Raw genomic sequence first — 26,833 nt, forward strand, 5'->3', positions numbered from 1 at the left:
ATCAGCGGTGTTTTGGTTTGAGGTAGCGCAGGCACAGCAGGGCGATGCCGATGCAGAACAGCGAGACGACAAAGCTGGCGGCCAGCGCGCGCGGCAGCTTTAAATGTTTCAAGCCCTGGTCGTAGGCGTAGTACAGGGCCGTGAAGGTGGAATTCATCGGGCCGCCCTGGGTCAGCACGTCGACTTCCTGGTACGCTTTCAAGGCAGCCAGCACCGATAAAATGGAGCACAGCATGATGGTCGGGCGCAGCATCGGCACGGTGATTTTCCAGAAACGCTGCCAGCGGTTGGCGCCATCGAGCATGGCCGCTTCCTGCATGTCCGACGGGATCGCCTGCAGGGCGGCCAGGTACATCACCATATACCAGCCCAGGCCGCGCCACAGGGTGACGAACATCACGGCAAACAGGGCCAGGCTATCGTTCGACAGCCAGCCCACCGGCGCATTCACCAGCTTCAAGGTCATCATCACGTAATTCAAGGCGCCCTGTTCGTGGAACATGAAGCCCCACATGATGCCGACCACGGACACGGTGGTCACCACCGGCACATAAAACGCGGCGCGGAACAAACGGATGCCGGGCAGGCGGTTATTCACCAGCACTGCCAGCGAGATCGCGCCGATCTGCACGAAGGGCACCATCAGCAAGAACAGCAGCGAATTTTTCAGGCCCGAGACAAACATCTCGTTATTGAAGATGTAGCGGAAATTATCGAGGCCGACGAAACGCGTTTCGCGTATCAGGCTGTAATCGGTAAACGCCAGCACGGAGCCATAGCCGACGGGCCAGAAGGAGAAAGCGGCCAGCAGCAACAGCGCAGGGGTCAAAAAGAGCCAGGCTTGCAGGGTGCGGCGGTGGGAAGGTTTCATCTGCGTCTTTCTCAGTGCGGCGCCAAGGTGGCCAGCTTCTTGTTCCAGATGGCCACTGCCTGGTCCAGCGCCTGCTGCACATCCTGCTTGCCCGTGACGCCTGCCTCGACGGCCTTCACCAGCGAGCGGCGCAATTCATCGTAATCGTCGATGCCGGCCACGTACAGGGTACGCGAATGGTTCATCGACAGGGCGCCGGCGGCCACGGCTTTTTCCGCTGCGCCTGCGTTCGGCGGCGTGGACAGGAAGAACGGGTCGGCCGCCGCCTTGATGGTGGTGGGGAAGACGCTGGCCTGGCGTGCAAAGGCCAGCTGGTTGGCGTCGTTGGTAAGGAAGCGGGCGAACTTGCCGACCGCCGGCAGCAAGCCTGGCGCCACTCCCTTGGGAACCGCAAAGTGCACCAGCCAGCCGCCATCGGCGATGCCGGTCGGGCCCAGCGGCGCCGGCGCCACGTCGGTGATGGCGTAGATATCCCTGGCGTCGCTGCGGATGCGCTGCATGGCCGTCGGCGGCGCCAGCAGCATGCCCAGGCGACCACCCTTGTAGGCGTCGATCACGGCCGGGAAGTTATCTTCGGCGAACAGGCTTTCTTTCAACAAGCCGCCCACTTTATAGGTGTCGGCCAGTTTCTGCACCAGCGCCACGTGCTGCGGCGAATTGAAGACGGCCTTGTTATTGGCGATCACCGGCAAGCCCTGCTGCATGAACAGGCCATCGATTTTCGACAGTGCCGGCGCGATGCCGGCCTTGCCCGTGCGCTGTGCGATCTGGCGCGCAAACGCCAGCTGTTCATCGAGGCTGGCGGGGCCGCGCGTGAGGCCGGCCTGCCTGAAGATGGCGGTATTGAAGGCGATCACCGCGACATTGCTGTACATCGGGAAGCCATAGGTGCGGCCCTTGAAGGTCAGGTCGGCCAGGGCGCTGGGCAGGTAGTTGGCCCGTGCATCGCCGAGCAGCGCATCGACGGGCGTGAGCAAGCCGTCGCGCGCATATTCATCGGCCCAGGGCACGTTCAGGCTGACCAGGGCGGGCGGGGTGCGGGCCACGATGCGCGTGACCAGCTTGGTCTGGATCACATCCCAGGGGAAGTCGATCCATTCGATCTTGACGTCGGGATTCTGCGCTTCATAGCTGGCCACCACCGCATTGAAATACGGCGTGAACTTGGGCTTCATGCTGAAGGTCCAGAATTCGATTTTCTCGACAGCGTATGCCTGCGGCGCACATAGGGCCACAGCGGCCACGGCGGTAACGGCTGCCAACAGTCTCTTGATCATCATTCTTGTCCTGGAGCGCCGTGGCTCCATCGTTTATGAATCCGCGGCGCGGGTACATGCCCTTGCCGTCGCTTATCGTGGGTGGCAGCAGCGCCCCGTGCCGGGGGCGGTGCTGCCGGTACTGCGCTTAGTTCGTTTTTGTGACCTTGTTCAAGTGACGCGGTGCATCCGGATTCATGCCGCGTGCGGCCGACAACTGCGCCGCCATCACATAGAAGGACTGGATCGCGACGATAGGGTCGAGGTCTGGCGTGGCCGACACGGGCAGGGTCAGGTCACGCTCTGCCACGTCGGCCGGGGCGGCCAGCAAGACCTTGGCGCCGCGGCCGCGCATCTCGGTCGCCAGCTGCAGCAGGCTGGCCTGGGTAGGGCCGCGCGTTGCAAAGATCAGCAGCGGGTAGCCGTCTTCGATCAGGGCCATCGGGCCATGCTTGATTTCGGCGCCGCTGAACGCCTCCGCCTGCAGGGCCGAGGTTTCCTTGAATTTCAGGGCCGATTCCAGCGCCACGGGGAAGCTGATGCCGCGGCCCACCACCATGATGTTGCGGGCCGGCGCCAGCACCTCGATCGCTGGCGACCAGTCGATGCGGGTGGCATTGAGCAAGTCTTCAGGCAGTGCTTCCAGGCCGGCCTGCAGTTCCGGGTCGTTCTGCCATTGCGACACCATGCGCGCGCCAGCGACCAGGCTGGTGATGAAGCTCTTGGTGGCGGCCACGCTTTGTTCCTTGCCTGCGCGCAGCGGCATCGCCCATTCGGCGGCGTGCGCCAGTGGCGATTCGATATCGTTGACCAGGGCCACGGTGGTGGCGCCGCCGTCGCGGAAGTAGCGGATCGGTTCGACCACGTCCGGGCTTTGGCCCGATTGCGAAATCGAGATGGCCAGCGTGTCGCGCGTCAGCAGCGGCGACTTGTTCAGGGTCACCAGCGACATCGGCAGGGACGCCACCACGCGGCCCAGGCGGGCCATGATCAGGTAGGCGACATAATTGCAGGCGTGGTCCGAGCTGCCGCGCGCGATGGTCAGCGCGGTCGAGAACGAGGTGCTCCTCAATTTGCGGCCCAGTTCCGCGTAGCGCTCGGTGTCGCTGGCCAGTTGCAGGGCGACGCATTCGGCGGCGGAAACGGCTTCTTTAAGCATCATTGAGGTCACAGATTTCTCCTTCTATATACACAGCTTTGAGTTTGAGATCGCGATCGAGTACCACCAGATCGGCGTAAGTACCGGGGGCCAGCCGGCCACGTTCTTCCAGGCCCAGGTAATCGGCGGCATTGGTCGATACGCGTCGCGACGCATCGGCCAGGTCCAGTCCCAGCCCCACCAGGTTGCGCAGCGCCTGGTCCAGGGTCAGGGTGCTGCCCGCCAGGGTGCCGTCGGGCAGGCGCACGCCACCCATGCATTTCTGCACGGCGTGGCGGCCCAGCATGTATTCGCCGTCCGGCATGCCGGTGGCGGCGGTTGAATCGGTGACGCAGTACAGGCGCGGGATGGCGCGCAGCGCCACCTTGATGGCGCCCGGATGCACGTGCAGCAGGTCGGGGATCAGTTCGGCGTATTCGGCATGCGCCAGCGCGGCGCCCACCATGCCCGGTTCGCGGTGATGCAGGCCGCTCATGGCGTTGAACAGGTGGGTAAAGCCGACCGCGCCGTGCTCCAGCGCGGCCACGCCGTCTTCATACGAACCGAGCGTGTGGCCGATCTGCACGCGCACGCCGGCGTCGGCCAGCGCGCGCACCAGGTCCAGGTGGCCGGCGATTTCGGGCGCGACCGTGATCACGCGCAGCCTGGCCAGGGTTTGCAGGCGTTCGATTTCGGCCAGCGAGGCGGCGCGCGCATAGTTGGGCTGCGCACCGAGCTTGCCGGAATTGATGTACGGACCTTCCAGGTGGGCGCCCAGCACGCGGGCCGTGTTCGGCCGGCGGTTTTTGGCCGCGATACCGATCGCCGTCAGGGCTGCGTCGATATCTTCCGGCGGCGCCGTCATGGTGGTGGCCAGCAGGCTGGTAGTGCCATGGCGCGCATGGATGCCGGCAATCGTATACACCGCATCGCCGCCTTCCATGATGTCCTTGCCGGCGCCGCCGTGCACGTGCAGGTCGATAAAGCCCGGAATGATGTAATCGTCGCCGTTCTGGGAAGGGTGGACCGAGTCGCCCTTGATCGCCTTGACGCGCTCATCGAATTCGATGGCGCCGTGGATCCAGCCGCCTGGTGTCAGGATGTTACCTTGGATATTCAATACATCGCTCATCTGCGCGACTCCGCTACGAATTCATAATAATCACTGCGGCAATACGAGTGGGTCAGCTCCACTGCCGCGCCGTTGTCGAGATAGCTGACACGGGTGATGTGCAGCATCGCTTCCCCCGTCTTGATATTGGCCAGCTTGGCCTGTTCCGGCGTGGCGTTGACGGCGCGGATATGCTGCAGCGCGCGCATCGGGATGGTGCCGCGCGACTCCAGGTAGCCGTACAGCGAATCGCTCACCTGCTGCGGGTCCGGCATGTACAGCGCCGGGATGGTGGTCGTTTCAATCGCCATCACCACTTCGTCGGCCGTGCGCAGGCGGCGCAGGCGCGCCACCGGCATGTGCGGCGACAATCCCAGCGACAGCAGCTCCAGCGGCGCGGCCACGCCGATATCGCGCTGCAGCCAGCGCGAGCCGGCCTTGAAGCCGCGCTGGCGCAGTTCTTCCGAAAAGCTGGTCAGGCGCGACAGCGGCTGCTCCAGCTTGGGCGTGATGTAGGTACCGGAACCGCGCTTGCGGGTCAGCATGCCGCGGTCGCACAGCATGTCGATCGCCTTGCGCGCCGTGACCCGCGAAATTTCCAGCAGGTCCGACAAGACGCGCTCGGAGGGCAGCGCCTGGTTGGCGCGCCAGTCGCCGCTGGCGATGCCGTCCGACAGCATGTTTGCCAGTTGCATGTACAGCGGCGTGTCGCTGGCGGGATTCGGTTTGAAGGTCGAGAGTTTGGCTAGCATGGCGCTGTTTCCCGCAGGTGGTTGCGTATCAGGCGCAGGCCGCCTGCCGCCGAGTCGCCCTGGGCCGGCACGACGCGTTGCAGCAGTTCAGCCGGCAGGTAGGCCGACAAGGGCGCCGCCAGGCCGCCGCACAGGGCGACCGGCAGCTTGCCATCGGGATCGAGTGCGCTGGCGATCAGGGCCACTTGCTGGCCCGCTTCGACCAGGATGCTGCGCGCCACGGCGTTGTTCGGTGCGTGTTCCAGCACCAGGCGCGCCAGCTGCGCGTAGGTGGTCTGCGAGGCGCTGGCCAGCCAGGCCTGCATGGCGTCGCGATGGCCGCCGGATGCTTCGATGATCGCCGTGGCGAAGGCGCTGCCGGCCACGCGGCCATCGACCACTTGCTGCGCATGGCCCATGGCGCGCATGCCGATCCAGGCGCCGCCTGCCTCGTCTCCGGACGGGAAGCCCCAGCCGCCGACTTCATGGCGGCTGCCGTCCGCATGCAGCACTTCGCCCACGCTGCCGGTGCCGATGGCGACGATGGCGCCCGGCTTGCCGCCGTGGGCGCCCAGCAGGGTGGTCAGCGCGTCGGACTCCAGCGCCACGTGGGCGTAGCCGGGATTGTGTTCGATGAAACTGACGGCCCATTGTTTGTTGTGCACGCCTGCCAGGCCCAGGCCGATGGCCATCTGCTGCAGGGGCGGCTGTGCCAGGCCGGCCGCGCGGAAGGCCAGGGTGACGGCGTGCGCCACCGACGTCCAGGCGCGCTCGATGCCATGGGCCAGGCCGGAAGGCCCGCTTTGTCCCTGCCCCAGTTCTTGTCCATCAGGGCGCGCCAGGCGTACGCGGGTTCCGCTGCCCCCTCCGTCGACGCCGATTATGTATTCGATCATGTGTATGCAGTCCGGCTATGGTTGATTGCGCCTGTTCCCTTGTGTTTTATTGATAGTTGGGAAAAGCTGAAGGCACTATATTGTCGGCCCGGTGGCTTGTCAACAGGTATTTAAGTGGTATTGAATAAACTGCCATAAAGTTTATGCGGCTGGCCGAAGGTGTTGCTGTAAGTCATTGTTATGAAAGGTTTTTGTTGCTGCTGCGAATGGTATTGAAATTGGCCTTGTTCAATGCCAATTTTTTACAGGCATGCGGCCAGCAAGGCTTGAGGTTTGCTTGGGAGCATGCTTGGCAAGGCTGGTCATCAGGAGTACAGTCCGCCTTTTAGACCTCAGTTGGAAGACAGCAGATGAACGACAAGGCAGCAAAAAGCGAGTATTGGGACGAGTGGCAGAGCGAGGCGCTGGCCGCCGGTGTGCCGGCGCCGTTGGCGGCTCTGGGCATGGAAGTGATGCGCGCCCATCGCAAGAATCGCTGGCCGAAAGAATTCCTCGGCCGCCTGGACGATGGCCCGACCATGCTGGCGATGTGCCTGGAAGACGAGGCGGAAACGGAAATGTTGTTTACCGAGTGCCTGTATCCCTACGATACGGTGCTGCTCGAGAAGACGCGCCGGCGCCTGTGCCTGCACTGATGTAGTGTGGGAGTAGGTAGTTAGCCAAACGGCCGCCTGGCGCGGCCGTTTTGCTGTCTGGACACTATTTGCCGACGAAGCTGTCGTTGCTTTGATTGCGCATGCGCAAGACCAGCAGGCCGGCAGCGATCATCAGCAGCGCTGGCGTGCTCGGTTCGTAGGGTTGTGGGCTGGGCAGCTGGCTGAGGTGATGCCGCGTGGAATCGGCGCCGGCGAGATTGCTGCTGGCTGACAGGGTCAGGGCTGCGGTTAGCAGGATCAACTTTTTCATCATGGTGTGTCCGTTCGAGGCTGCAATCTGAATACGTATGGCCGAAATGAATCCGGCGCATGCCCTGTCTCCAGCGTGTAGTCTTGTCCACGACGAGGGGCTTGTGCCCGCACATGATGGCTTCATATCTTTTTGTACTTTCCCTGTATTTAAGCACAATACATATAAATTTGGAATGTCTTTTTGTTTTTATTGCACGCTGGGGCTGAGGCATGCAGTGGATCTGGCCGGGAAATGACGTGGCATTTTCACGCTGCAGTGTCATAATGGGCTGGGCAAACCGCCCAGGCGCATGGAGCACATGATGAGCAAGGCACAGGACAGCAAGAAGGAAAGCAAGAAGGAGCCCGCGAAATCCATGAAGGAAAAAAAGGAAGCCAAGAAGATCAAGAAAGAAGAGCGCAAGCGTTAGCCCGATGAGCATGCGCTACCTGACAGGCTTGACCCTGGCGGCCGCCTTGGCATTGTTGCCGGCCGTCAGCGCGGTGGCGCAGAAAAAAGCGCCGCCGAGCACCTTCGGCCAGGTGGTGGGCAATGCGGTGCTGTGTATCGATCATCTCGACAACAAGGCTTTTTATGCCTACCTGCTGAGCGCCTTCGGCCCGGCCTACAAGCATGAGGGCGGCGCCTACTGGTTCCGCACCGACGCCACCCTGTGGGGCGCGCCCGTTACCGACGTGATCGTCAGCGACGACACCAGTCCCCTCGTATTCATGGGCGCGGTGCTCGACAGCACGCCGGAGAAACTGGTGCCGGCCATTCGCACTGCGTCGGGCATGGCTTTCAGCAAGGCCGATAATTCCGCATTTCCTGTCCGTACTTCCGTGCCTGGCAGTAAAATCGTCTACTTTGCTCGCAAGGCGAAAGTCTATTGCGCCAGATACAAGCCGTTACCGCCCAAGCATACCCGTTGAGCGCACGGCTTGTCTGCTGCCGCGCCTGACTGTGCCACCTGATTCTCCATCCGCAGGGTCTTCATGTACACGCATTATTTTCAGCTCAAGCAATCGCCGTTTTCGATCGCCCCCGATCCCCGCTACCTGTTCATGAGCGAGCGCCACCGTGAAGCGCTGGCGCATTTGCTGTATGGCGTGGGTAGCGGCGGCGGCTTTGTCTTGCTGACGGGCGAAATCGGCGCCGGCAAGACCACTGTGTGCCGCTGCTTCATGGAGCAGATCCCCGACAATTGCCAGTTGGCCTATATTTTCAATCCCAAGCTGTCGGTGGAAGAATTGCTGCACTCGATCTGCGAGGAATTTCGCATCAGCCTGGCGCCCGGCGTTGCCAGCGTGAAAGGCTATGTCGATGCGATCAATACGCATTTGCTGGCCAGCCATGCGCAGGGCAAGAACAATGTGCTGATCATCGACGAAGCGCAAAACCTGTCGGCCGCCGTACTCGAACAATTGCGCTTGCTGACGAACCTGGAAACGAGCGAGCGCAAGTTGCTGCAAATCATATTGATCGGCCAGCCTGAATTGCGCACCATGCTGGCGCGGCCGGAGCTGGAGCAGCTGGCGCAGCGCGTGATCGCCCGCTATCACCTCGGATCCCTGTCGGCCGACGAAACGGCCAGCTACATCCACCACCGTCTGGCGGTAGCGGGCAGCACGGCGCAGCAGCCCTTTGCTGTCAGCCTGATGGCGCAGATCCATGCCTTGAGCCATGGCGTGCCGCGCCGCATCAACCTGTTGTGCGACCGGGCATTGCTGGGCGCCTATGTGGAAAACCAGCGGCACGTGACGCGCAAGATCTTGCGCCAGGCGGCGCAGGAAGTGTTTGCGGAAGAGGGCGCGGCATCCCGTACGCAAGGCTGGCGCTGGCCGCAGGTGGCGGCCGGCGTGCTGGCTGGCGCCGTGGTGACGGCTGCGCTGGCCTGGCATTTTGCACCGGCGCACGCGCCCGTGGCCCAGCCGGCGCAGGCGCCGGTGGCGGCCGTTGCGCCTGTGCCGGCCGCCAGGGTGGCGGTGCCGGACCGCAACGCCGTCTTGCGCCAGCTGGCCAGTTTGTGGGGTGAGCAATTGCCGGCCGGCGATGCCTGCCAGGCGGGCGCCCGTGCAGGTTTGCGCTGTCTGCAAAGCCGCGGCGGCATCGCCGAGCTGCGCGTGCTGGACCGGCCAGCCATGCTGGTATTGTCCGAGACGGGCGGTGGGGAGGAGCTGGTATTGCTGACCGGCCTGCATGGCGAGCAAGCCAGCGTGCTGCTCGATGGCAAACAGCAAACCTTGCCGCTGGCAGAACTGGCACGGCGCAGCGATGGCAGTTTCGTCACCTTCTGGCGCGCGCCGCGCGGCTGGCGCGATGAAGTGCCCGTCGGCGCCCGTGGCGCCGACGTCGATTGGCTGGCGCGCCGCCTGGCGCAATTGCATGGCTTGCCGCCGCCAGCGGGCAACCTGCCGCTGGACGATGCCATGCAAAAGCTGTTGCGCGACTTCCAGCAAGAACAGCAGCTGAAGGCCGATGGCCTGGCGGGACCGAAGACTTTCATGCGCCTGATGCAGCTGGGCGACAACAATACAGAGCCGCGCCTGTCGGCTGCCACGGCAGCCACAGCGGCCATGGTCGCGGGGAAATAAGATGTCGTATATTCTGGAAGCACTGAAAAAATCGCAGGCCGAGCGCCAACTGGGCGAGTTGCCATCCATCCACGCGCCGCAACTGCCGCTGCACCAGGCGCATGGCCTGGCTGGCAGCAGCCGCTTGCCGGTGTGGCTGGCGCTGGGCGCCGCCAGCCTGGCCGTGCTGGCGGCATTGCTCTGGTGGCGGCCGTGGCAACAGCCGGTGCTGGCTGCGGTCCCGGTCCCAGCCCCAGCCCCAGCCCCCGCTCCGGTCCCGGTTCCGGTTCCGGTTCCGGCTGCGCTCCCGGCCGTCGTTGCGCCTGCGCCAGTGTCTGTGCCGGCAGCACCGGCGCCCGCACCCGTCAAGGTGGCGCCCGTGCCTGAATCGAAGCCGCAGCCCCAGCCCGTCGCCAAGGCGGCAGCGGCGGCGCCCGCCAGCGCGCCAGCGGAAGAGGTGATACCCGGCCTGCGCGACTTGCCGGACCCAATCCGGCAGCAAATTCCGCCCATCGTCCTGGGCGGCTATATCTATTCGAAAAATCCGGAAGACCGATTGTTGCTGATCGACAAGGTGCTGCGCCATGAAGGCGAGGAACTGGCGCCGGGCCTGGTGCTGGAAAAGTTGCAGCCGAAGGCGGCCATCTTCAACTTCAAGGGCTACCGCTACAAGATGCCGTATTGACGGCAGCCCGGTCGTTGTTGCATATCAAGCCAGGCCAAGGTCAGTGGAACCCGGCGGACGGGACCGGGTCGAACTGCTGTTGGCGCCGTCGTGCGCCTCGCAGGCAGGCCAGCCGGGAGTGCAATCATGGTGGGCAATCTGGCGCAGATCGACCATATCGTCGTGCTGATGATGGAAAACCGTTCCTTCGACCACATGCTGGGCTATCTGAGCCTGGAGGGTGGACGCAGCGATATCGATGGCTTGCACGCCGGATACGCCAACACGCATGGCGGCGTGCATTACCCGATCCACCATTTGCAGCGCACGGCATTGGGTCCCCAGCAGGATCCATCGCATACGGGCGCGTCGGTGGCGGTGCAGCTGCAAAACAGGAATGGCGGCTTTGTCGACGATTATGCGCAAACGCATCCGGGCGATCCCGACATCGACCTGGTCATGGGTTACTACAATGCGGGCGACTTGCCCATGTATGACTTCCTGGCGCGGCAATTTTGCGTCTGTGACCGCTGGCATAGTTCGGTGCCGGGCGCGACCTGGCCAAACCGCCTGTACGCCATTAGCGGCAAGGCGGCCGGCAGCAGGGACAGCAAGCGCGTGCCCCTGTATGTCAATAAATCATTTGTGCGCCAGCTGGAGCGCTCCCTGGTCAGCTGGAAATTTTATTCCGCCTGGAAACCGTGGAGCCTGGCCCTGACGGACGACCATTACCGCTCCTCCGAATGTTATGAACCATTCGGTTCGCGCCAGCGCCGCTATGGCTTCATCGGCGATGCGCTGGCCGGCGCCTTGCCCTCGGTCAGCTGGATCGATCCCCACTTCTTTGCCAATGACGACCATCCGCCAGCCGATATCCGCGCCGGCCAGGCGCTGGTGGCGCAGGTCTACCAGGCGCTGTCGCAGGGGCCGGCCTGGCCGCGCACCTTGCTGGTCCTGTGCTATGACGAGCACGGCGGCTTCTTCGATCACGTGGCGCCCGGCCCGGCCGAAGACGACGATCCCGCTTTTCGCCAGTATGGCGTGCGCGTGCCCGCCTTGCTGGTGTCGCCGCTGGTATCGCCAGCCAGTGTCTGCCACGCGTTACTGGACCACACGTCCATCATTAAAACCATCTTGCAGCGTTTTTGCACCGATGATCACGGCGTCCTGCCCGACATGGGCGCCCGCGTGGCCGCTGCTGGCAGCCTGGGAGTGGCATTGACGCTGGCGCAGCCGCGGCCTGCGCCTGGCGTGCCCGACAGCGTGCCAGCCCAGCGCGCGTGCTGGGAAGCAGAGCTGCGCGCCGCCGATTTCGCGCCCGTGGCCAGGCTGACGGGCGTATCGTCCGCGCCAGCCATATCGGATGCCGAGGCGGGCGCGATCGCCGCCCATCGGCAACTGGCCCGCGGCGCGAAAAATGCGCTGGCGGCCAATGGTAAAAGTGGCAAGAGCGGCAGGAGTGGTGGCAAGAGTGGGCAAAGTGGCAAAGGTGGCGGAGCGCAGTCGCTCGGCCGGCGGCGGAAAAAGCATGGTCTTTCCGATGTGCATGTGCCAGCGAGGATGGCGCTGCTGGACGACGGGGAGGGCAGTGGCTGAGTGGCGGAAGAAACTGTCAGGCGGCTCGTATAATAAGGTGCATTCACGCTAAGCAGCACTCAAGCACTCACAGCAAGCTGCACTCACCGACAAAAGAGGACGAGAGGACGACAATCATGCAAGTATCCATGCCCGCACACCCGGTACTGGGCGTCATAGGCCGTTCCGGCAGCGGCAAGACAACCTTGCTGGAGTATCTGGTGCAACAACTGGCGGCGCGTGGCCTGCGTGTCAACCTGGTCAAGCATAGCCACCATGACCTGGCGCTGGAGCCGCCGCACAAGGATAGCGCCCGCTTGCGCCTGGCTGGCGCGGCCGAAGTGATGGTGGCTTCGCCGTATCGTTACGCCATCGTGCACGAGTTGCGCGGCGCGCCCGAACCGACCCTGGTCCAGCAGCTGGCCCGCATGGGGCCGGCAGACCTGACCCTGGTGGAAGGCTTCAAGCAGGATCCCATTCCCAAGCTGGAGGTATTTCGTGTTGAAGTGGGGCAAATGCCACTGTACCCGCACGACCCGCACGTGATCGCCGTGGTCTCGGATAGCCCGGCGCCGGACGACTTGCGTGCCGGACTCGTCTGGCTGGACTTGAATGCGCCCAGGGACGTGTTGGGCTGGTTGCTGCAGTGGCATCAGGACTGGCTGGAAAAATAAGACTAAAGTATTGCCCGAGCTGCCCGTTAATACAGGTAGACCCTTACTGGAGAACGCCATGGACGTCGGAAGCATTGCTCAACTGTCAACCACGATCGCGGAGACAGGAACGCGGCAAGCCGTCGGCTTGTCTGTGCTGAAAAAAGCACAGGAAGTGCAGAGTTCCACCGCCACCGCCTTGCTGGCCGCCTTGCCGCCTGTGCCAGCGGCGCCGAATCTGCCTGCTCACCTGGGTAACCGCATCAATACGACCGCCTGACAGCGCGTCATCAGGCGTGATCCCCGCGCCTGAGCTGGCTTCAGCCTGCCCACACCACCGTTGTTGACGGTGGCGCGTGGGCGTTTTAGCTTTTGCCCGCGTACCCGCGTAGATTAAAAGCGTCAATGTTCGCCACGACGCCGCCAATTCAGTAGAATCACTGTGCCGGCGGCAGCGTGGCTGCCTGGCCTGGCATGCGCCTGCTCCCATTTATCTATCACTTGCAAGAGGAACACCATGAATAAACGTCAAGCCTTCGTCGCCGCTGCTCTCGCAGGCCTGTGCGCCACCAGCGCCGTCAGTGCAGCTGCGCACGATGCGCCCGCCACTGCTGGCGACAAGGAAAAATGCTACGGCGTCGCCAAGGCAGGCCAGAATGACTGCGCCTCTGCCGATGGCGCCCATTCCTGCGCCGGACAGGCAACGCAGGATAACTTGCCAGGCGAGTGGGCCTATGTTGCCAAGGGCACGTGCACCCAGGCGGGCGGTTCCCTGAAGCCTGTCAAGGCCGCCAAGAAGGCCAAGTAATCATCGCCGCTGCCCGCCCGCTTTTGCCCACCCATGCGCTGGCCGGCGTGGGCGTCGGCTTGCGCGCCAGCCATTACCGCGACTTCCTTGCAGCCCGGCCCGCCGTCGACTGGCTGGAAGTGCACACGGAAAATTATCTGGCCCGCTCTGGCTGGGACTGGCAAGTGCTGTCCACCTTGCGGGCGGACTATGCACTGAGCCTGCATGGCGTCGGCCTGGGGCTGGGCTCGGCGTGCGGTTTTTCTGAGCGGCATCTGGTGCGCGTACGCCAGCTGGTAGAGCAGATCGAGCCGGCGCTGGTTTCTGAACACCTGTGTTGGGGCGCTGTCGCCCAGCATCAACTGAATGACTTGTTGCCTTTGCGCCTAGATAACGCGGCGCTGGACTTGCTGTGCGAACGGGTCGGGCGGGTGCAAGATGCCTTGCAAAGGCCGATCTTGCTGGAGAATGTCTCCACTTATCTGCGCTTTCATGGCGATAGCATGAGCGAAGCGCAATTCCTGGCCGAACTGGCCCGCCGCAGTGGCTGTGGCTTGCTGCTCGATATCAATAACCTGTATGTGAACCAGTGCAACCACGGCGAAGATGCGCTCGCTGCCCTGCAGGCCATCGCTCCGGGCAGCGTGGGCGAATTTCACCTTGCCGGCCACCTCGTCACGCCGCACGCCGTGATCGACCATCATGGGGCGCGCGTGGCTGAACCCGTGTGGGCCTTGTATGCGGCAGCCTTGCAGCGGTTTGGTCAGGTGCCGACCCTGATCGAATGGGATACCGATGTGCCCGCGCTGGAAGTCTTGCTCGACGAAGCGGACAAGGCGCGCAGCCTGATGGCGCCGCACCGCCCGCCCGCACCCTGGCAAGTATCGCGTGTCCCGATAACGCCCGCGCTGCCGGCCCCGGCGCTGGAAGCCAGCCAGCAAGCATTTGCCGCTGCACTGCTGGACATGGCGCACAGCGAGGCCGTCTTGCCGCAGATGCAATCCGCATCGTCCGCCGAACGCCTGGCCCTATACCGGGGCAACCTGGGCGCTACCTGGCGGCGTACCCTGGGCCATGCCTATCCCGTCGTGCTGGCGCTGGTGGGCGAGGAATTCTTTGGCGGCCTGGCCCGCGCCTATGGCAAGGTTTATCCCTCGCAAGATCCTGACCTGAACCAGTTCGGCGCCCAGTTTGCCACCTTCCTGGAGGGCTTCCCGCCTGCGGCCGAGTTGCCCTACTTGCCGGACATGGCGCGCCTGGAGTGGGCCTTGCATCGTGCCCATTACGCGCCCGATGCGGCAGCCTTGCCGGCCAGCATGCTGGCGGCCTTGACGCCCGACCAGCTTGAAACGAGCCGCTTTGGCGTGCATCCGGCGTGCACGCTGATTGCGTCGCCATGGCAAGTACTGGCCTTGTGGCAAGCGCATCAGGAGGGTGAAGGCAAGGGCGTGTTTCCCGAAAACCTGGCTGGCGATACTTATGTGCTGGTATGCCGGCCGCAATGGAAGGCGCAGGCGGTGGCGCTCGATGCGGCTGGCCACGCCGCGCTGTCGCTGCTGCAGCAAGGGCAAAGCTTTGGCGCGGCGCTCGATGCAGCGTTTGAGCTCGATGAAGACTTTGACCTGGGCGCCCAGCTGCGCCACTGGCTGGATCACGCCGTCTTGACGGAGATGCGCCAAGACGCTGTCAAGGCTGGCTAAAAGCGCGCAACAATCGCGCTTCTCCCGTCTGGTCGTGGCATAAGGCGTTGGCGGCCTCGGTGGCGGCCATCATGCGCGTCAGCTGTTCTTCCTCGAAGCGGCTCAGTTCCGCCATGGCGGCCACCAGCGCTACTTCCAGCCTGGCGCGTGCACTTTGATACAGGGTGCTCGTGTATTTATCTGTGTTGCGGAGCAATTCTTCCGCATTTTCTATGACTTGCCGCAAGTCAGCGATCAGGCGCTCCTGATCGTGCGTACCGTGCTCGGGATGGTCCATGGCTTCCCCCTTCCGCAATATCGATGCATATATGTCGATTAGTCTACATAAACACGTACTGGCCGGCGCCCGTCCTGGAGCGCGGCTGCGCCCCAGTCTTTGTTCGTCAGCCGACCACGGTGATGCGGATGTCGGCCACGCTGACCACCTGTCCTGCGCGGATCTTGGCGGTCTTGCGCAATTCCTGCTTGCCGTCGACCTTCACCACGCCGCTGTCGACCATGACCTTGCCGGCGCCACCGCTGTCACACAAGCCGACCAGCTTGAGCAGCTGGTTCAGCTCGATGAATTCGGAGGTCAAATCAAAGCTTACTTTTTGCATTGTATCCCTTATTGCAATAATATGTTTTTGGCACTGGGTGACAATATCAACCAATTTGTTACGCCTAGTTTACATCAAGCCGTCTGGGATGCAGGCAAGGCATCAGCTTTTGTTGGGGCGCGTCATCTCCAGTGGCACGATCCACGTTGCAAATTGCTCCTCTGTCACGAAGCCCAGGCCCAATGCCGCGGCTTTCAGGGTCGTGCCTTCATGCTGTGCCTGCTTGGCGATTTGCGCAGCCTTGTCATAGCCGATATGCGGCGCCAGTGCCGTGACCAGCATCAAGGAACGTTCCATCAGTTCGGCGATGCGCTCGCGGTTCGGTTCGATGCCGTGTGCGCAATGCTCGTCGAAGCTGCGCATGCCATCGCCCAGCAGGCGGGCGCTTTGCAGGAAATTGTGCGCAATCAGGGGTTTGAAGACATTGAGCTCGAAATTGCCCGAAGCGCCGCCCACCGTGATGGCCACGTCGTTGCCGAACACCTGGCAACACAGCATGGTCAGCGCTTCGCATTGGGTAGGGTTGACCTTGCCCGGCATGATGGAACTGCCCGGTTCGTTTTCAGGGATGGTGATTTCACCGAGGCCGGAGCGTGGGCCGGACGCCATCCAGCGCACGTCGTTGGCGATTTTCATCAGGGCCGTGGCCAGGGTTTTCAGTGCGCCATGCGAAGCGACCAGCGCATCGTGGGCGGCCAGGGCGGCAAACTTGTTGCTGGCGCTGGCAAAGGGCTGGCCCGTCAGGCGCGCCAGTTCGGTGGCGATGCGCTCGGCAAACTCGGCATGGGCGTTCAAGCCCGTGCCAACGGCCGTGCCGCCGGCCGCCAGTTGCAGCAGCGGTGGCAAGGATGCCGTGATGACATGTTCGGCAAAGTCCAGCTGCGCCACATAGCCGGAAAATTCCTGGCCCAGGGTCAGCGGCGTGGCGTCCTGCAAGTGGGTGCGGCCGATCTTGACGATGTCGGCAAATTGCGTGGCCTTGGTGTCCAGGGTGGTCCGCAGCTGGCGCAGGGCGGGCAAGACCGTGTTGGCGACGGCCAGCGCGGCGGCCACATGGATGGCGGTGGGGAAGATATCGTTCGAGGATTGCCCCAGATTCACGTCGTCATTCGGGTGCAGCAGGCGCTCGGCGCCGCGCAAGCCACCCATCAGCTCGGAACCCCGGTTGGCCAGGACTTCGTTCATGTTCATATTGCTTTGCGTGCCGGAACCCGTCTGCCAGACGGCCAGCGGAAATTCGCTGGGGTGTTTGCCAGCCAGCACTTCATCGGCCGCTTGCGTGATGGCGACGGCCTTCTTGCCGCTTAACAAGCCCAGGTCCAGGTTGACGTGGGCGGCCGCGCGCTTGACGGTGGCCAGGGCGGCGATCAGTTCGGGCGGCATCTTTTCCGTGGAAATATGGAAGTGCTCCAGCGAGCGCTGCGTTTGCGCTCCCCACAACTGACCGGCGGGTACGTCGATCGGGCCGAAACTATCGCGTTCGATTCTGCTACTCATGGCATCCCTTTCATCGATTTTGGTCCTTCGAGTGTACTCCAGACGCCAAAAACGCACAGGGCGTGGCCATACTGTGCTGCTCAGCCTTTATTTTGCATATTTCCTGCCGTTAATAGGGGACGTACTCCCCTTTCCCTGTTGTCAAAGCGATTCATCCATGCAGAGCAGTGTATTTTCCCGTCGGATCCTGATCGCCTGTGCCGCCGCCAGCATGGCCATGCCCGGCGCTTTTGCGGCCGAACTCGGTGATATCAGCGCGCTCTCGCACGTGGGCCAGCCCCTGTCGGCCGATATCGAGCTGACGGCGCTGGCGCCAGACGAGGCCAATGGCCTGCCCGTACGCCTGGCGTCACCCGATGTGTACCAGGGCGGCGGCATCACGATGGACCCGGCCCTGCAAGGACTGGCCATCAGCCAGGCCGTGCGCGATGGCCGGCGCCATGTGCACGTGACAACGCAGCAAGCGATTACGGCGGGCCATGTGCACCTGTATTTCGTGCTGGGCAGCGGTAGCGGCGCCAATGTTCGCCTGGCAACGGTCTGGCTGACACCGGCGCCGGCTGCGCCTGTTCCTGCGCCAGTGCCTCTTGCCGTATTACCTGCCCTGCCGGCCAAGCCCCTTGCGCCGCCCCCCGATGCGGCCGCACTGGCAGCCCGCGCGCGCGCCGAGGGCATGCTGCGTCCGCCTGCCGTGTTCGTGCCGCCTGCCGTGCCCTTGCCGCGGCCGCCGCTGCGCCGGACCATCCCGGCGGCGGCATCCTGCGCGCCGCAAGCCGTTGCCGCACCCGATGCAAGCTGTATTGCGCTCAATCAACAGAATGCCGCCTTGAATGACAAATTGGGCGAGTTGGAAGGCAAGGTGGGCGCTTTGCAAAAGGCGCTGGCCGTGCCCGCTGTCGCTCCTGCTGTTGCCGCCGCGCCAGCCGCCGCCGAAGCGCCGCACGCCAAGCCCAAGCCCCTGCATGCAGCCCCAGCCGTGAAGGAAAAGAAACCGTCCGGCGGCGGCCTGTGGTGGCTGGGACTCGGTGTCCTGCTCTTTTTGCTGCTGACGGCGGTGATCGTGTATGTCTGGCGCAAGCGCAAGGGGCAGGGCGCAGACCGGCCGCCATCGAAATACTGGGTCTTGCTGCGCAAGCCATTTCGCCGGCCGCCAGTGCCTGTCTTGACGGAAACAGTGGACGAGGTCACGGAGGGAGTGGATGATGCGCCGGCGCAGACTGAGGCATCGCCATTTTCGCGTTGAGTGAGGTGTTCAGTAAGGCGTTGAGCAGACGTAAAAAAAGCGCCCCGGGCGCTTTTTTTTTTCGTCTGTCAGTTTGGCAGCCTGTGCATTCCGTTCGGCAACAGCGTGACGGGCAACTCCGTGATGTCGCGGATGGTACGGTCATTCGCCAGTATTTGTTTCAGCAAGTCAATCTTGCGCTGGCGCGCTGCGGCAGATAGTGGCGGCACGGCGCCAGCCTGAACTGATTTCGTTTCTTGAGAGCACTGTTTTTCCAGGATACTTAAACCATCCCAGTCGCTCGACCGCGCGGCGGCGACCATTTGATTAGTCAGTCCGGCAATATTTTCATACATCGCGAGAACGTCGTTGGGAGTCATGAGCCTCTCCAGGTAAGTTACGGAAAAGTGCTACATGGCTAGCATAACGGCGAAGCGGCTGAAAACTTGAGTGATTTTTTGAAAGAAAGTGTAAGTAGTGTTCAAACAAACATCAAACCGGCCGGCTCCCCGGCAAGCCGCATGGATACTGGGGTTTGCAAGATTTCCTTCGAGTAATATTTAGCGTACTAGCTCTTCCAGGCCAGCGCTGAGCGTGGCAGGCGGCGGCATCTTGTCGACCATGATGGAAGGGGGCAAACCGAGTGCTTCAGCCACCTCGCCGGGATAGCAGGCGATGATTTCTTCGTTGTTCAACTGATTTTCCTCGATGCGGGCGCGCCAGGCGGCCAGGTGGATCACGGCCGCCATGCGGTTGAGGGAGTTGCCGGCCAGCGGATCGGGAAAAGCCGCGATGGTGTCGGCAAAAACGGGCGGGAACTTCCAGCGGCGCGCCAGTTCCGCGCCCACGTCCGCATAGCTGTAACCGAGCGATACGCGTTCGGCATCGAGGCGGCGCGCGTCGAATGGTGGGGCGATCTTGTCCAGTTGCATGGCTTGCTCGGGCGCAGCCGCATGCAGCACCAGCTGGCCGATGGCGTGCATCATGCCGATGGTGAAGGCCAGTTCCGTATTGTCGCCCGTCTGTTTGGCGATCCAGCGGGCCGAGACGGCGCTGTGCAGGCTGTAACGCCAGAATTGCTGCAGGTTCAGTCCCGGCACGGCCTTGAAGCCGCTGACCAGTCCGGAGCTGATGACCAGGGTGCGCACGGTCACGAATCCCAGCATCAGCACCGCGTCTTCCACCGTGCCGATGCTGCGCGAGACGTGATAATAGGCCGAGTTGGCCAGGCGCAGCAGTTTGGCGCTCAGGGCCGGGTCGGCGCCCAGCTTGCGGGCCAGTTCTTCGGTGGAAACGGCAGGGTTGTCGAAACTGCGCACCAGTTCATCGACGATTTTGGGGGCAGTGGGCAGGGCGTGAGGGTGTTGAAACAGCGCTTCAAGTTGCATGGCACTCTCCTTGTTGTTCGCGCGGCAAGCGGCGGGGCTGTCACGAAACTATATGCCGTTTTTTTGACTTGTTGCAAAAAATATCGACAACGCTTTTTGTCGCCAAACAGGCTATGATTTCAGCCACGATTTCAAAGACCATCACGAAAGGATTTCCATGCACGCTAGCCGCCCATCCTGGCGCATTGCCCCACTGTCCGCCGCCCTCGCGCTGGCCCTGGCCGTGCCGGCCCACGCCGCTTCTGCCGCCAGTCCTGCCGCGCCTGCCGCTACCCCTGCCGCCACTGCGCCAGCGGCTGTTTTGCCCGGCGATGACTTCTTTAATTACGTCAATGGCGACTGGGTGCGCAACACGCAAATTCCCGCCGACCGCAGCAGCTGGGGCTCGTTTGCCACCCTGTCCGACGAGACCAATAAACGCATCATCGGCCTGATCGAAGGCCTGGCAGCCAAGCCGGAGCAAAGCGCCGAAGCGCGCCAGATCAGCGATTTTTACCGCTCCTACATGGATGAAGCAGCTATCGAAGCGAAAGGCTGGGCGCCGTTGAAACCGCTGCTGAAGAAAATCGATAGCGTGCACGACCAGGCCAGCCTGGCGCGCGCGCTGGGCGAGAGCTTGCGCGCCGATGTCGATCCGCTCAACTCGACCAATTTTTTCACTGAAAACCTGTTCGGCCTGTGGGTGGCGCAAGACTTGAACGACACCACGCGCAACGTGGCCTACCTGCTGCAGGGCGGCCTGGGCATGCCCGACCGCGCCTACTACCTGGACAACAGCGCGCGCATGCAGCAGCTGCGCGGCGAATACCAGAAGCATATCGCCACCCTGTTCAAGCTGGCCGGCTACAGCGATGCGCAGGGCCGCGCCGCGCGCGTGTTTGCGCTGGAACAAAAGATCGCCGCCAGCCACGCCAGCCGCGAAGATTCGGCCGATGTCGCCAAGGGCAACAACGTCTGGCGGACTGCGGATTTCGCCAGCAAGGCGCCGGGCCTGGACTGGGCCGCGTTCTTTGAAGGCGCGGGATTGTCGGGACAAAAAGATTTCATCGTCTGGCATCCGAGCGCCATGACGGGCAGCGCGGCCCTCGCGTCCAAGGTGCCGCTGGCCACCTGGAAGGATTTCCTGGCTTTCCACGCCATCAACCATTTCTCCACCACCTTGCCGCGCGCCGCCGCCGATCAGCGCTTCGCCTTTTATGGCCGCGCCCTGAGCGGCACGCCGCAGCAATCGGCGCGCAGCAAGCGCGCGCTGGCCGCCACCAATGACGCACTGAGCGACGCCGTCGGCAAGCTGTATGTGGAACGCTATTTCTCGCCTGAATCGAAAGCACGCGTACAGGAGATGGTCAGCAAGCTGGTGGCTGCCTTCTCGCGCCGCATCGACAAGCTGGACTGGATGGCGCCCGCCACCAAGGCGCAGGCGCAGGAAAAACTCAAAACCCTGTACGTGGGCGTGGCTTATCCCGACCACTGGGCCAGCTATGCAGGCTTGCAAGTGGTGCGCGGCGATGCGCTGGGCAATGCTCAGCGCGCCGAGCAATTCCATTATCAGCAGCAACTGGCCAAGCTGGGCCAGCCGGTCGACCGCACCGAATGGGCGATGCCGGCGCAGCTGGTCAATGCCGTCAATCTGCCGCTGCAAAATGCGCTGAACTTCCCGGCCGCCATTTTGCAACCGCCATTCTTCGACCCGAACGCGTCGGATGCCGCCAACTATGGCGGCATAGGCGCCACCATCGGCCATGAGATCAGCCACAGTTTTGATGACCAGGGCGCGCAGTTCGACGCCCAGGGCAAATGGCGCGACTGGTGGACCCCGGCCGACCTGGCCCACTTCCAGGCGGCCTCGAAACAGCTGGTGGCGCAGTTCTCTGCCTATAAACCGTTCCCTGACCTGGCCGTCAATGGCCAGCTGACCCTCAGTGAAAACCTGGCCGACCTGGCGGGATTGTCGGCAGCCTACGATGCATTCACCCTGTCGCAGCAGGGCAAGCCGGTGCAGCCTGGCGCGGACCGCGAGTTCTTCACCGGCTATGGCATCAGCTGGCGCAACAAGGCGCGTGAGGCGGCCGAACGCCAGCAGATCCTGACGAACGGCCACGCACCGGCGCAATACCGCGCCGCTACCGTGCGCAATCTCGATGCCTGGTACCCAGCCTTCGACGTCAAGCAGGGCCAGCGCCTGTACCTGGCGCCGGAGCAGCGCGTGCGCGTCTGGTAGCACGCTACAATGGAGGGCTCACCGACAGGAATACCATGAACGATCAGCCCTCCACATCATCCTCAGCGCAGGATGCGCTGCACGCCATCACGGAGCGCACGCTGGCCCATTACGAGGCGACTGCCGAGCAGTTTTTTGAAGGCACGCGCGACCACGATGTGCGCCAGAATATCGATGCGCTGCTGAACGCGATAACCGCGGGCGGGCGCAGTGCGCCGTTTTCCCTGCTCGACCTGGGCTGCGGCCCCGGGCGCGACCTGAAAGCATTCACCGAGCTGGGCCACCACGCCACCGGCGTCGATGGCTCGCAGCGCTTTGTCGAGATGGCGCGCGCCTACAGCGGCTGCACCGTCTGGCAGCAGGACTTCGTCGACCTCGACCTGCCTGCCGGCCACTTCGACGGCGTGTTTGCCAACGCCGTGCTGTTCCACGTGCCCAGCGCCGCCTTGCCCGGCGTGCTGCGGGCGCTGCACGCCGGTTTGAAACCTGGTGGCGTGCTGTTCAGTTCCAACCCGCGCGGACAGAACCAGGAAGGCTGGAACGGTCCCCGCTACGGCAGTTATTACGATGAAGAAACCTGGTTTGCCCATCTGCAGGCGGCCGGTTTCAGCCTGCTCGAGCATTACTATCGTCCCGCCGGCTTGCCGCGCGAACAGCAGCCGTGGCTGGCGACCGTCTGGCGCAAGGAGCGCTGAAAAAACGATTGTCAGTGCTGTGTTAGCAACCGTACAGAGGCAATAAACGTCGACAGATACTATTTGTTCATGGACACGCGACTAGCAGTGTCAGCCCCCGAGACGGCTCTTGACGAGCCGTCGTCAGATGTACAACCTAGTGAGGAGCCATCATGAACAAAGATCAAGTCGAAGGTAAACTGAAGGAAGTCGGCGGCAAAATCCAGGAGCAAGCTGGCAAACTGGTCGGCAGCCAGGAACAACAAGCCAAGGGCCTGGCCAACCAGGCTGAAGGCAAAGTGCAAAAGAAAGTTGGCGATGTGAAAGATGCGGTCGAGACCGTCACGCGCAAGCCATAATTTTCGGTACGCATGAAAAAACCGCCGCCTGTCGCGAGACAGGCGGCGGTTTTTATTTGGGGTTAAAACAGCTTACTTGGTTGCCTCGGTCCCCAGGTTTTTCTTGAAGAAGCCGGCGATCTTCGCGTACACGTGGCGCTGGCCTGCGCGCGAGGAGATGCCGTGCTTGGCGCCAGGGTAGGTCATCAGGTCGAACTGCACGCCACGGTTGACCAGTGCATCGATCAGGCGCGTGGTATTGGTAAACAGCACGTTATCGTCCGCCATGCCGTGGATCAGCAGCAGCGGCGACTTCAGGCCGTCCAGGTGGGCGAACACTGTGCTCTTCTGGTAGCCGTCTGCGTCTTCCTTCGGCATGCCGAGGAACTGTTCCGTGTAGTGTGTGTCGTACAGCGACCAGTCGGTCACCGGTGCTACCGACACGCCCATGGCGATCTTGTCGGACGCAGCCGACAGCAGGCGCAGGGTCATGAAGCCGCCATAGCTCCAGCCGAACACGCCGATGCGTTTCGGATCGACGAAGCTTTGCTTGCCCAGCCAGTCGATGCCCACCAGCTGGTCGGCCACTTCCGCTGCGCCCAGGTTATGGTAGATGGCGTCGGTGAAGACGCGTTCGCGGCGCGAAGAGCCACGGTTATCGAGACGGAATACGACAAAACCTTGCTGCGCCATGTACTGGTCGAAGGTATTCCCCCAGCGGCGGGCCACGTGCTGCGAATGCGGGCCGCCATAGGTCGACAGGAACACTGGGTAATGCTTCGATGCGTCAAAGTTCGACGGTTTCACCAGCGAGTAATACAGGGTCTGGCCATCGTTCGATTTCAGGGTGCCGTATTCGGTCGGCAGGTGGTCAGCCTTGTATTTGGCGTAGGGGTGATCGGCGTTCAGGGCGTTTTCTTCCAGCCAGCCCACCATGCTGCCGTCAGGGCGGCGGATGCTCACTTGCGGCGGCGTCGATGGATCGGAATACGTATCGACGAAGACGGCGCCGTTGCGGGCAAAGGTCGTGTCGTGCCAGCCGTCGGCCTTGGTCACGCGCTGCGGCTTGTCGGCCGTGCTGCCGTCCAGCGCCAGGGCGTAGGTTTGCTTGTCGATCACGGCGTCGCGGTTCGATGCGACGTAGACCTTGCCGGTTTTCTCATTCACGGCCAGTACGTTGTCGATGCCCCATTCGCCGCTGGTGACGGCGTGCAGCAGCTTGCCGCTCATGTCGTACAGGTACAGGTGGTTGCGGCCCGTGCGCTCGGACGACCATAAGAAGGTGCCGTTGGACAGGAAGCGCAGGTCGTCATGGATGCTGACCCAGGTCTTCGAGGTTTCCGTCAGCAGGGTGCGCTGTGCCAGGGTTGCCGTATCGACGGCGACCAGGTCCAGCGTTTTCTGGTCGCGCGACTGGCGCTGGTAGACCAGCGATTTGCTGTCGGCGCTGAAGTCGGCGCGCACCAGGTAAATATCGGGATTGCTGCCCAGGTCGACCTGGCGCTGCACGCCCGTCTCCGGCGAGACGATGCGCAGTTGCACCAGCACGTTCGGATCGCCGGCGGCAGGGTAGCGCTGTTCGACGACATCGGTGCGGTCGGCGAAGATTTCAAAGCGGCGCACCACCGGCACCGGCGTTTCGTCATAGCGCTTGTAGGCGATGGCGCTATCGTCCGGCGCCCAGTAGTAACCGGTGCGCTGGCCCATTTCTTCCTGCGCCACGAATTCGGCTTCGGCGTTATGGATGGTGCCCTTGCCGTCGGTGGTCAGCTGGCGCTCGGCATTGGTTTTCAGGTCGATCACGAACAGGTTCTGGTCGCGCACGAAGGAGACGTAGCGGCCTTTCGGCGAGATTTTCGGATCGAGCACATTGCCCTTGGCGACCAGGCGCGCCTGGTCTGGCTTGGCCGCATCGACCAGGTACAGATTGCCCGCCAGCGGCACCAGCAGCTGCTTGCCATCGGGCGACCAGCTGTAGCTGAGAATGCCGTTCAGGCTGGCCGTGCGTTCGCGCTCGCGGCGCGCCTGCTCTTCGGGCGAGATGGTTTCATTCGGCACCAGCGCCTTGGAATCGACCAGGCGGTGGGTGCTCTTGTCTTTCAGCTTGAATTCCCACAGGTCGAGCTGGAACTGGTTGTCGGCACGGCCGCGCAGGAAGGTGACGCGCTCGCCATCGGGCGATACTTTCAGATAGCGCACGCCGGGGCCGGACAGTGCCGGATCGGCATGGATGCGTTCCAAGGTCAGCTTTTCAGCTGCCGCAGGAACGCTGGCCATCGCGGCCAGAAAACAAAGAAGAAAACGCATGGATGTCTCGGTGATAGTAAAAGAGGTGGTCAAGCGCTAAGCCTGACCACAAACGATACCAGAGCACGGCATTTAATGCGATAGGGCAGGGCACGGAATAAGGCCGTGATTGCCTTGTTTACTTCGGTGTAAGCCAAGGGTCAGCGATATTTTGTATTTCCAGCTGCAAGAGTGGCCCGCATTAATTGCGCGCCTTCCTGCGTTCAGACGGCCGCGTGCATGCGGCGCAGCGATAGCCGGTTCAGATACCAGGTCAGCAGCACGGCGGCCACCGTCAAGCCCAGCACCAGTCCGATCCAGAAACCGGTGGCGGCCATCGGCGCGGCTGGCGACAGGAAGAAGCCTTGCGGCGCCAGGCCCAGCACATAACCGATCGGCAGCGAGAAGCCCCAGAAGGCCAGCAATTGGATCAGCATCGGCTGGCGCGTCACCTTGTAGCCGCGGATCGCGCACGAAGCGGCCACCTGGGTTGCATCGGACAACTGGAACAGGGCGGCAAACAGCAGCAGCTGCGCGCACAGCGCCTGTACCTGCGGGTCCGATGTATAGGCTTGCGCGATCTGGTGGCGGAACACGGTAATGACGATGGCCGAGACCACGGCCGCCGTCAGCGACATGGCCACGCCTACCCAGGCAATGAAGCGCGCCCGGCGCAGATTGTTTTCACCGACTGCGTGGCCCACGCGGGTCACCAGCGCGATGCCGAACGTGAGCGGCACCATGAACACCACGGAGGAAAAATTGAGGGCGATCTGGTGCGCCGATACCTGGATCACGCCAAAGCGCGCCACCAGCAGGCTGATGATGCCGAAGGCGCTCACTTCCGCAAAATACGTCACGCCGATGGGCAGGCCCAGGCGCAGCATGGGGGCGATGCTGGCCGTTTGCGGGCCTTCCCAGTGGCTGAATGGATACGTGGGGCGGTAGACGGGGGCGTGGCGTATCCACAGCACCATCGCCACCAGCATCATCCACACGCAGGTGGTGGTGGCCACCGCGCAGCCGATGCCGCCCAGCCTGGACATGCCCCAGTGGCCGTAGATCAGCAGGTAGTTGACCAGGATATTCAGGCCCAGCGCGGCCAGCGCGATTACCATCACCGGCTTGGTCTGGTTGATGCTGGTGCTGTAGCCATACAGCGCGCGGTAGGCGGCAAAGGCGGGCAGGGCGCAGCTGATGATGTGCACGAACAGCTTGGCCTTGGCCGCCACGGCCGGTTCCAGCATCAGGTGGTCGAACACCAGCGCCGCCATATTGGTCAGCAGGCAGGCCACCAGGCCCACGGCCAGCGCCTTCCACAGCGCCTGGCGCACGATGTGCGGCACCTTGTCGTGGCGCGCGGCGCCGATTTCATGCGCCACCAGGGTATTGATCGCCATCATGATGCCGCTCACCGTCACCAGCACGATGGACCAGATGGCTGCGCCCAGCGACACGGCGGCCAGTTCCTCGGGATTGGTGTGGCCCGTCATCGCCACGTCGGCCGCGCCCATGCCAACGGTGGCCAGCTGGCCGATCAGGATGGGCCAGGCCAGCTTCCACAGCGAGGACACTTCATTGCGGATGGCGGGGACGGTGAACGAGGTGGTATGGGGCATTGAAGGCAGACGTGACGACATGACGGAACAGGGCATTTTACTGACATTGCAGCAACTTGTCCCCGCGCCGGCAGAAAGGGCGCGACATGGCCTTGAGCGGGAGGCTGCTGTCAGGTTGTCAATTATTGCTTTTAGTAACAATTTCT

Annotated in this window: 27 protein-coding genes; 13 read left to right on the plus strand and 14 right to left on the minus strand. The window is 63.0% G+C overall.

Annotated features, from left to right (window positions below):
• Position 1: 1 nt before the first annotated feature.
• From ACL9RI_RS15850 to ACL9RI_RS15875, 6 genes are all read right to left on the minus strand, one after another.
• Positions 2–871 (minus strand): carbohydrate ABC transporter permease, encoded by an 870-nt coding sequence (locus tag ACL9RI_RS15850; protein ID WP_422727475.1) that lies wholly within the window; start codon positions 869–871, stop codon positions 2–4.
• Between the two features lie 11 nt (positions 872–882).
• Positions 883–2,151, minus strand: a complete 1,269-nt coding sequence (locus tag ACL9RI_RS15855; protein WP_422727476.1) for an ABC transporter substrate-binding protein — start codon at positions 2,149–2,151, stop codon at positions 883–885.
• 124 nt (positions 2,152–2,275) lie between these two features.
• The gene (locus ACL9RI_RS15860) at positions 2,276–3,289 is read right to left on the minus strand and encodes an SIS domain-containing protein (protein ID WP_422727477.1); all 1,014 of its coding nucleotides are present in this window, start codon (positions 3,287–3,289) and stop codon (positions 2,276–2,278) included.
• A complete protein-coding gene (gene nagA / locus ACL9RI_RS15865) occupies positions 3,279–4,397 on the minus strand; it encodes an N-acetylglucosamine-6-phosphate deacetylase (RefSeq protein ID WP_422727478.1) in 1,119 nt (372 codons plus the stop codon). Before nagA ends, ACL9RI_RS15860 begins: the two co-directional genes overlap by 11 nt.
• Positions 4,394–5,128, minus strand: a complete 735-nt coding sequence (locus ACL9RI_RS15870) for a GntR family transcriptional regulator (protein WP_422727479.1) — start codon at positions 5,126–5,128, stop codon at positions 4,394–4,396. The genes nagA and ACL9RI_RS15870 overlap by 4 nt, the downstream gene beginning before the upstream one ends.
• On the minus strand, positions 5,122–6,003 hold the full coding sequence (locus ACL9RI_RS15875; RefSeq protein WP_422727480.1) for a BadF/BadG/BcrA/BcrD ATPase family protein: 882 nt from the start codon (positions 6,001–6,003) through the stop codon (positions 5,122–5,124). Before ACL9RI_RS15875 ends, ACL9RI_RS15870 begins: the two co-directional genes overlap by 7 nt.
• 350 nt (positions 6,004–6,353) lie before the next feature.
• Here ACL9RI_RS15875 and ACL9RI_RS15880 point away from each other — a divergent pair, with 350 nt between their 5' ends.
• A complete protein-coding gene (locus ACL9RI_RS15880) occupies positions 6,354–6,638 on the plus strand; it encodes a hypothetical protein (RefSeq protein WP_422727481.1) in 285 nt (94 codons plus the stop codon).
• A gap of 64 nt (positions 6,639–6,702) precedes the next feature.
• Here the strand turns inward: ACL9RI_RS15880 and ACL9RI_RS15885 are convergent, their stop codons facing one another.
• A complete protein-coding gene (locus ACL9RI_RS15885) occupies positions 6,703–6,912 on the minus strand; it encodes a PEP-CTERM sorting domain-containing protein (RefSeq protein WP_422727482.1) in 210 nt (69 codons plus the stop codon).
• A 419-nt stretch (positions 6,913–7,331) separates the two neighbouring features.
• Between ACL9RI_RS15885 and ACL9RI_RS15890 the strand changes: the two genes are divergently transcribed.
• The 8 genes from ACL9RI_RS15890 to ACL9RI_RS15925 all read left to right on the plus strand — a co-directional run bounded on the left by ACL9RI_RS15890 (position 7,332) and on the right by ACL9RI_RS15925 (position 14,843).
• Entirely contained in the window at positions 7,332–7,823 is a 492-nt protein-coding gene (locus tag ACL9RI_RS15890) for a hypothetical protein (RefSeq protein ID WP_422727483.1), read from the plus strand.
• Between the two features lie 63 nt (positions 7,824–7,886).
• Entirely contained in the window at positions 7,887–9,485 is a 1,599-nt protein-coding gene (locus tag ACL9RI_RS15895) for an AAA family ATPase (RefSeq protein WP_422727484.1), read from the plus strand.
• Between the two features lies 1 nt (position 9,486).
• The gene (locus ACL9RI_RS15900) at positions 9,487–10,149 is read left to right on the plus strand and encodes a general secretion pathway protein GspB (protein WP_422727485.1); all 663 of its coding nucleotides are present in this window, start codon (positions 9,487–9,489) and stop codon (positions 10,147–10,149) included.
• Positions 10,150–10,275: 126 nt separating this feature from the next.
• A complete protein-coding gene (locus ACL9RI_RS15905; protein WP_422727486.1) occupies positions 10,276–11,724 on the plus strand; it encodes an alkaline phosphatase family protein in 1,449 nt (482 codons plus the stop codon).
• A 116-nt stretch (positions 11,725–11,840) separates the two neighbouring features.
• Entirely contained in the window at positions 11,841–12,377 is a 537-nt protein-coding gene (gene mobB, locus ACL9RI_RS15910; RefSeq protein ID WP_422727487.1) for a molybdopterin-guanine dinucleotide biosynthesis protein B, read from the plus strand.
• Between the two features lie 58 nt (positions 12,378–12,435).
• Positions 12,436–12,636, plus strand: a complete 201-nt coding sequence (locus tag ACL9RI_RS15915; protein WP_422727488.1) for a YjfB family protein — start codon at positions 12,436–12,438, stop codon at positions 12,634–12,636.
• 237 nt (positions 12,637–12,873) lie between these two features.
• Positions 12,874–13,164, plus strand: coding sequence for a DUF2282 domain-containing protein (locus tag ACL9RI_RS15920; protein ID WP_422727489.1), 291 nt, complete (start codon positions 12,874–12,876; stop codon positions 13,162–13,164).
• 23 nt (positions 13,165–13,187) lie between these two features.
• A complete protein-coding gene (locus ACL9RI_RS15925) occupies positions 13,188–14,843 on the plus strand; it encodes a DUF692 family multinuclear iron-containing protein (RefSeq protein WP_422727490.1) in 1,656 nt (551 codons plus the stop codon).
• Here ACL9RI_RS15925 and ACL9RI_RS15930 read toward each other — a convergent pair.
• The 3 genes from ACL9RI_RS15930 to fumC all read right to left on the minus strand — a co-directional run bounded on the left by ACL9RI_RS15930 (position 14,830) and on the right by fumC (position 16,939).
• Positions 14,830–15,120, minus strand: coding sequence for a hypothetical protein (locus ACL9RI_RS15930; RefSeq protein ID WP_422727491.1), 291 nt, complete (start codon positions 15,118–15,120; stop codon positions 14,830–14,832). The genes ACL9RI_RS15925 and ACL9RI_RS15930 overlap by 14 nt on opposite strands.
• Positions 15,121–15,226: 106 nt before the next feature.
• Entirely contained in the window at positions 15,227–15,442 is a 216-nt protein-coding gene (locus tag ACL9RI_RS15935) for an RNA-binding S4 domain-containing protein (RefSeq protein WP_422727492.1), read from the minus strand.
• Positions 15,443–15,544: 102 nt separating this feature from the next.
• Positions 15,545–16,939: a class II fumarate hydratase gene (gene fumC, locus ACL9RI_RS15940; RefSeq protein WP_422727493.1), complete on the minus strand. Its 1,395-nt coding sequence runs from the start codon at positions 16,937–16,939 to the stop codon at positions 15,545–15,547.
• 157 nt (positions 16,940–17,096) lie between these two features.
• Between fumC and ACL9RI_RS15945 the strand changes: the two genes are divergently transcribed.
• Positions 17,097–18,182, plus strand: coding sequence for a hypothetical protein (locus tag ACL9RI_RS15945; RefSeq protein WP_422727494.1), 1,086 nt, complete (start codon positions 17,097–17,099; stop codon positions 18,180–18,182).
• A 68-nt stretch (positions 18,183–18,250) separates the two neighbouring features.
• On the opposite strand, the gene ACL9RI_RS15950 is transcribed toward ACL9RI_RS15945, so the two are convergent.
• Together ACL9RI_RS15950 and ACL9RI_RS15955 are read right to left on the minus strand one after the other, a co-directional pair.
• Entirely contained in the window at positions 18,251–18,541 is a 291-nt protein-coding gene (locus tag ACL9RI_RS15950) for a flagellar protein FliT (protein WP_422727495.1), read from the minus strand.
• 180 nt (positions 18,542–18,721) lie between these two features.
• The gene (locus ACL9RI_RS15955) at positions 18,722–19,549 is read right to left on the minus strand and encodes an HDOD domain-containing protein (RefSeq protein ID WP_422727496.1); all 828 of its coding nucleotides are present in this window, start codon (positions 19,547–19,549) and stop codon (positions 18,722–18,724) included.
• Positions 19,550–19,706: 157 nt separating this feature from the next.
• Here ACL9RI_RS15955 and ACL9RI_RS15960 point away from each other — a divergent pair, with 157 nt between their 5' ends.
• From ACL9RI_RS15960 to ACL9RI_RS15970, 3 genes are all read left to right on the plus strand, one after another.
• Positions 19,707–21,770: a M13 family metallopeptidase gene (locus ACL9RI_RS15960; RefSeq protein ID WP_422727497.1), complete on the plus strand. Its 2,064-nt coding sequence runs from the start codon at positions 19,707–19,709 to the stop codon at positions 21,768–21,770.
• A 35-nt stretch (positions 21,771–21,805) separates the two neighbouring features.
• Positions 21,806–22,465 (plus strand): class I SAM-dependent methyltransferase, encoded by a 660-nt coding sequence (locus ACL9RI_RS15965; RefSeq protein WP_422727498.1) that lies wholly within the window; start codon positions 21,806–21,808, stop codon positions 22,463–22,465.
• Positions 22,466–22,617: 152 nt separating this feature from the next.
• Complete coding sequence (locus tag ACL9RI_RS15970; RefSeq protein WP_183678528.1) at positions 22,618–22,803, plus strand: CsbD family protein; 186 nt, start codon at positions 22,618–22,620, stop codon at positions 22,801–22,803.
• 72 nt (positions 22,804–22,875) lie between these two features.
• Here the strand turns inward: ACL9RI_RS15970 and ACL9RI_RS15975 are convergent, their stop codons facing one another.
• Together ACL9RI_RS15975 and ACL9RI_RS15980 are read right to left on the minus strand one after the other, a co-directional pair.
• Complete coding sequence (locus tag ACL9RI_RS15975; RefSeq protein WP_422727499.1) at positions 22,876–25,089, minus strand: alpha/beta fold hydrolase; 2,214 nt, start codon at positions 25,087–25,089, stop codon at positions 22,876–22,878.
• Between the two features lie 203 nt (positions 25,090–25,292).
• Complete coding sequence (locus ACL9RI_RS15980; RefSeq protein ID WP_422727500.1) at positions 25,293–26,687, minus strand: MATE family efflux transporter; 1,395 nt, start codon at positions 26,685–26,687, stop codon at positions 25,293–25,295.
• Between the last annotated feature and the right edge of the window lie 146 nt (positions 26,688–26,833).

Source organism: Janthinobacterium sp. Mn2066 (assembly GCF_049319705.1).
Lineage (GTDB): Bacteria > Pseudomonadota > Gammaproteobacteria > Burkholderiales > Burkholderiaceae_D > Janthinobacterium.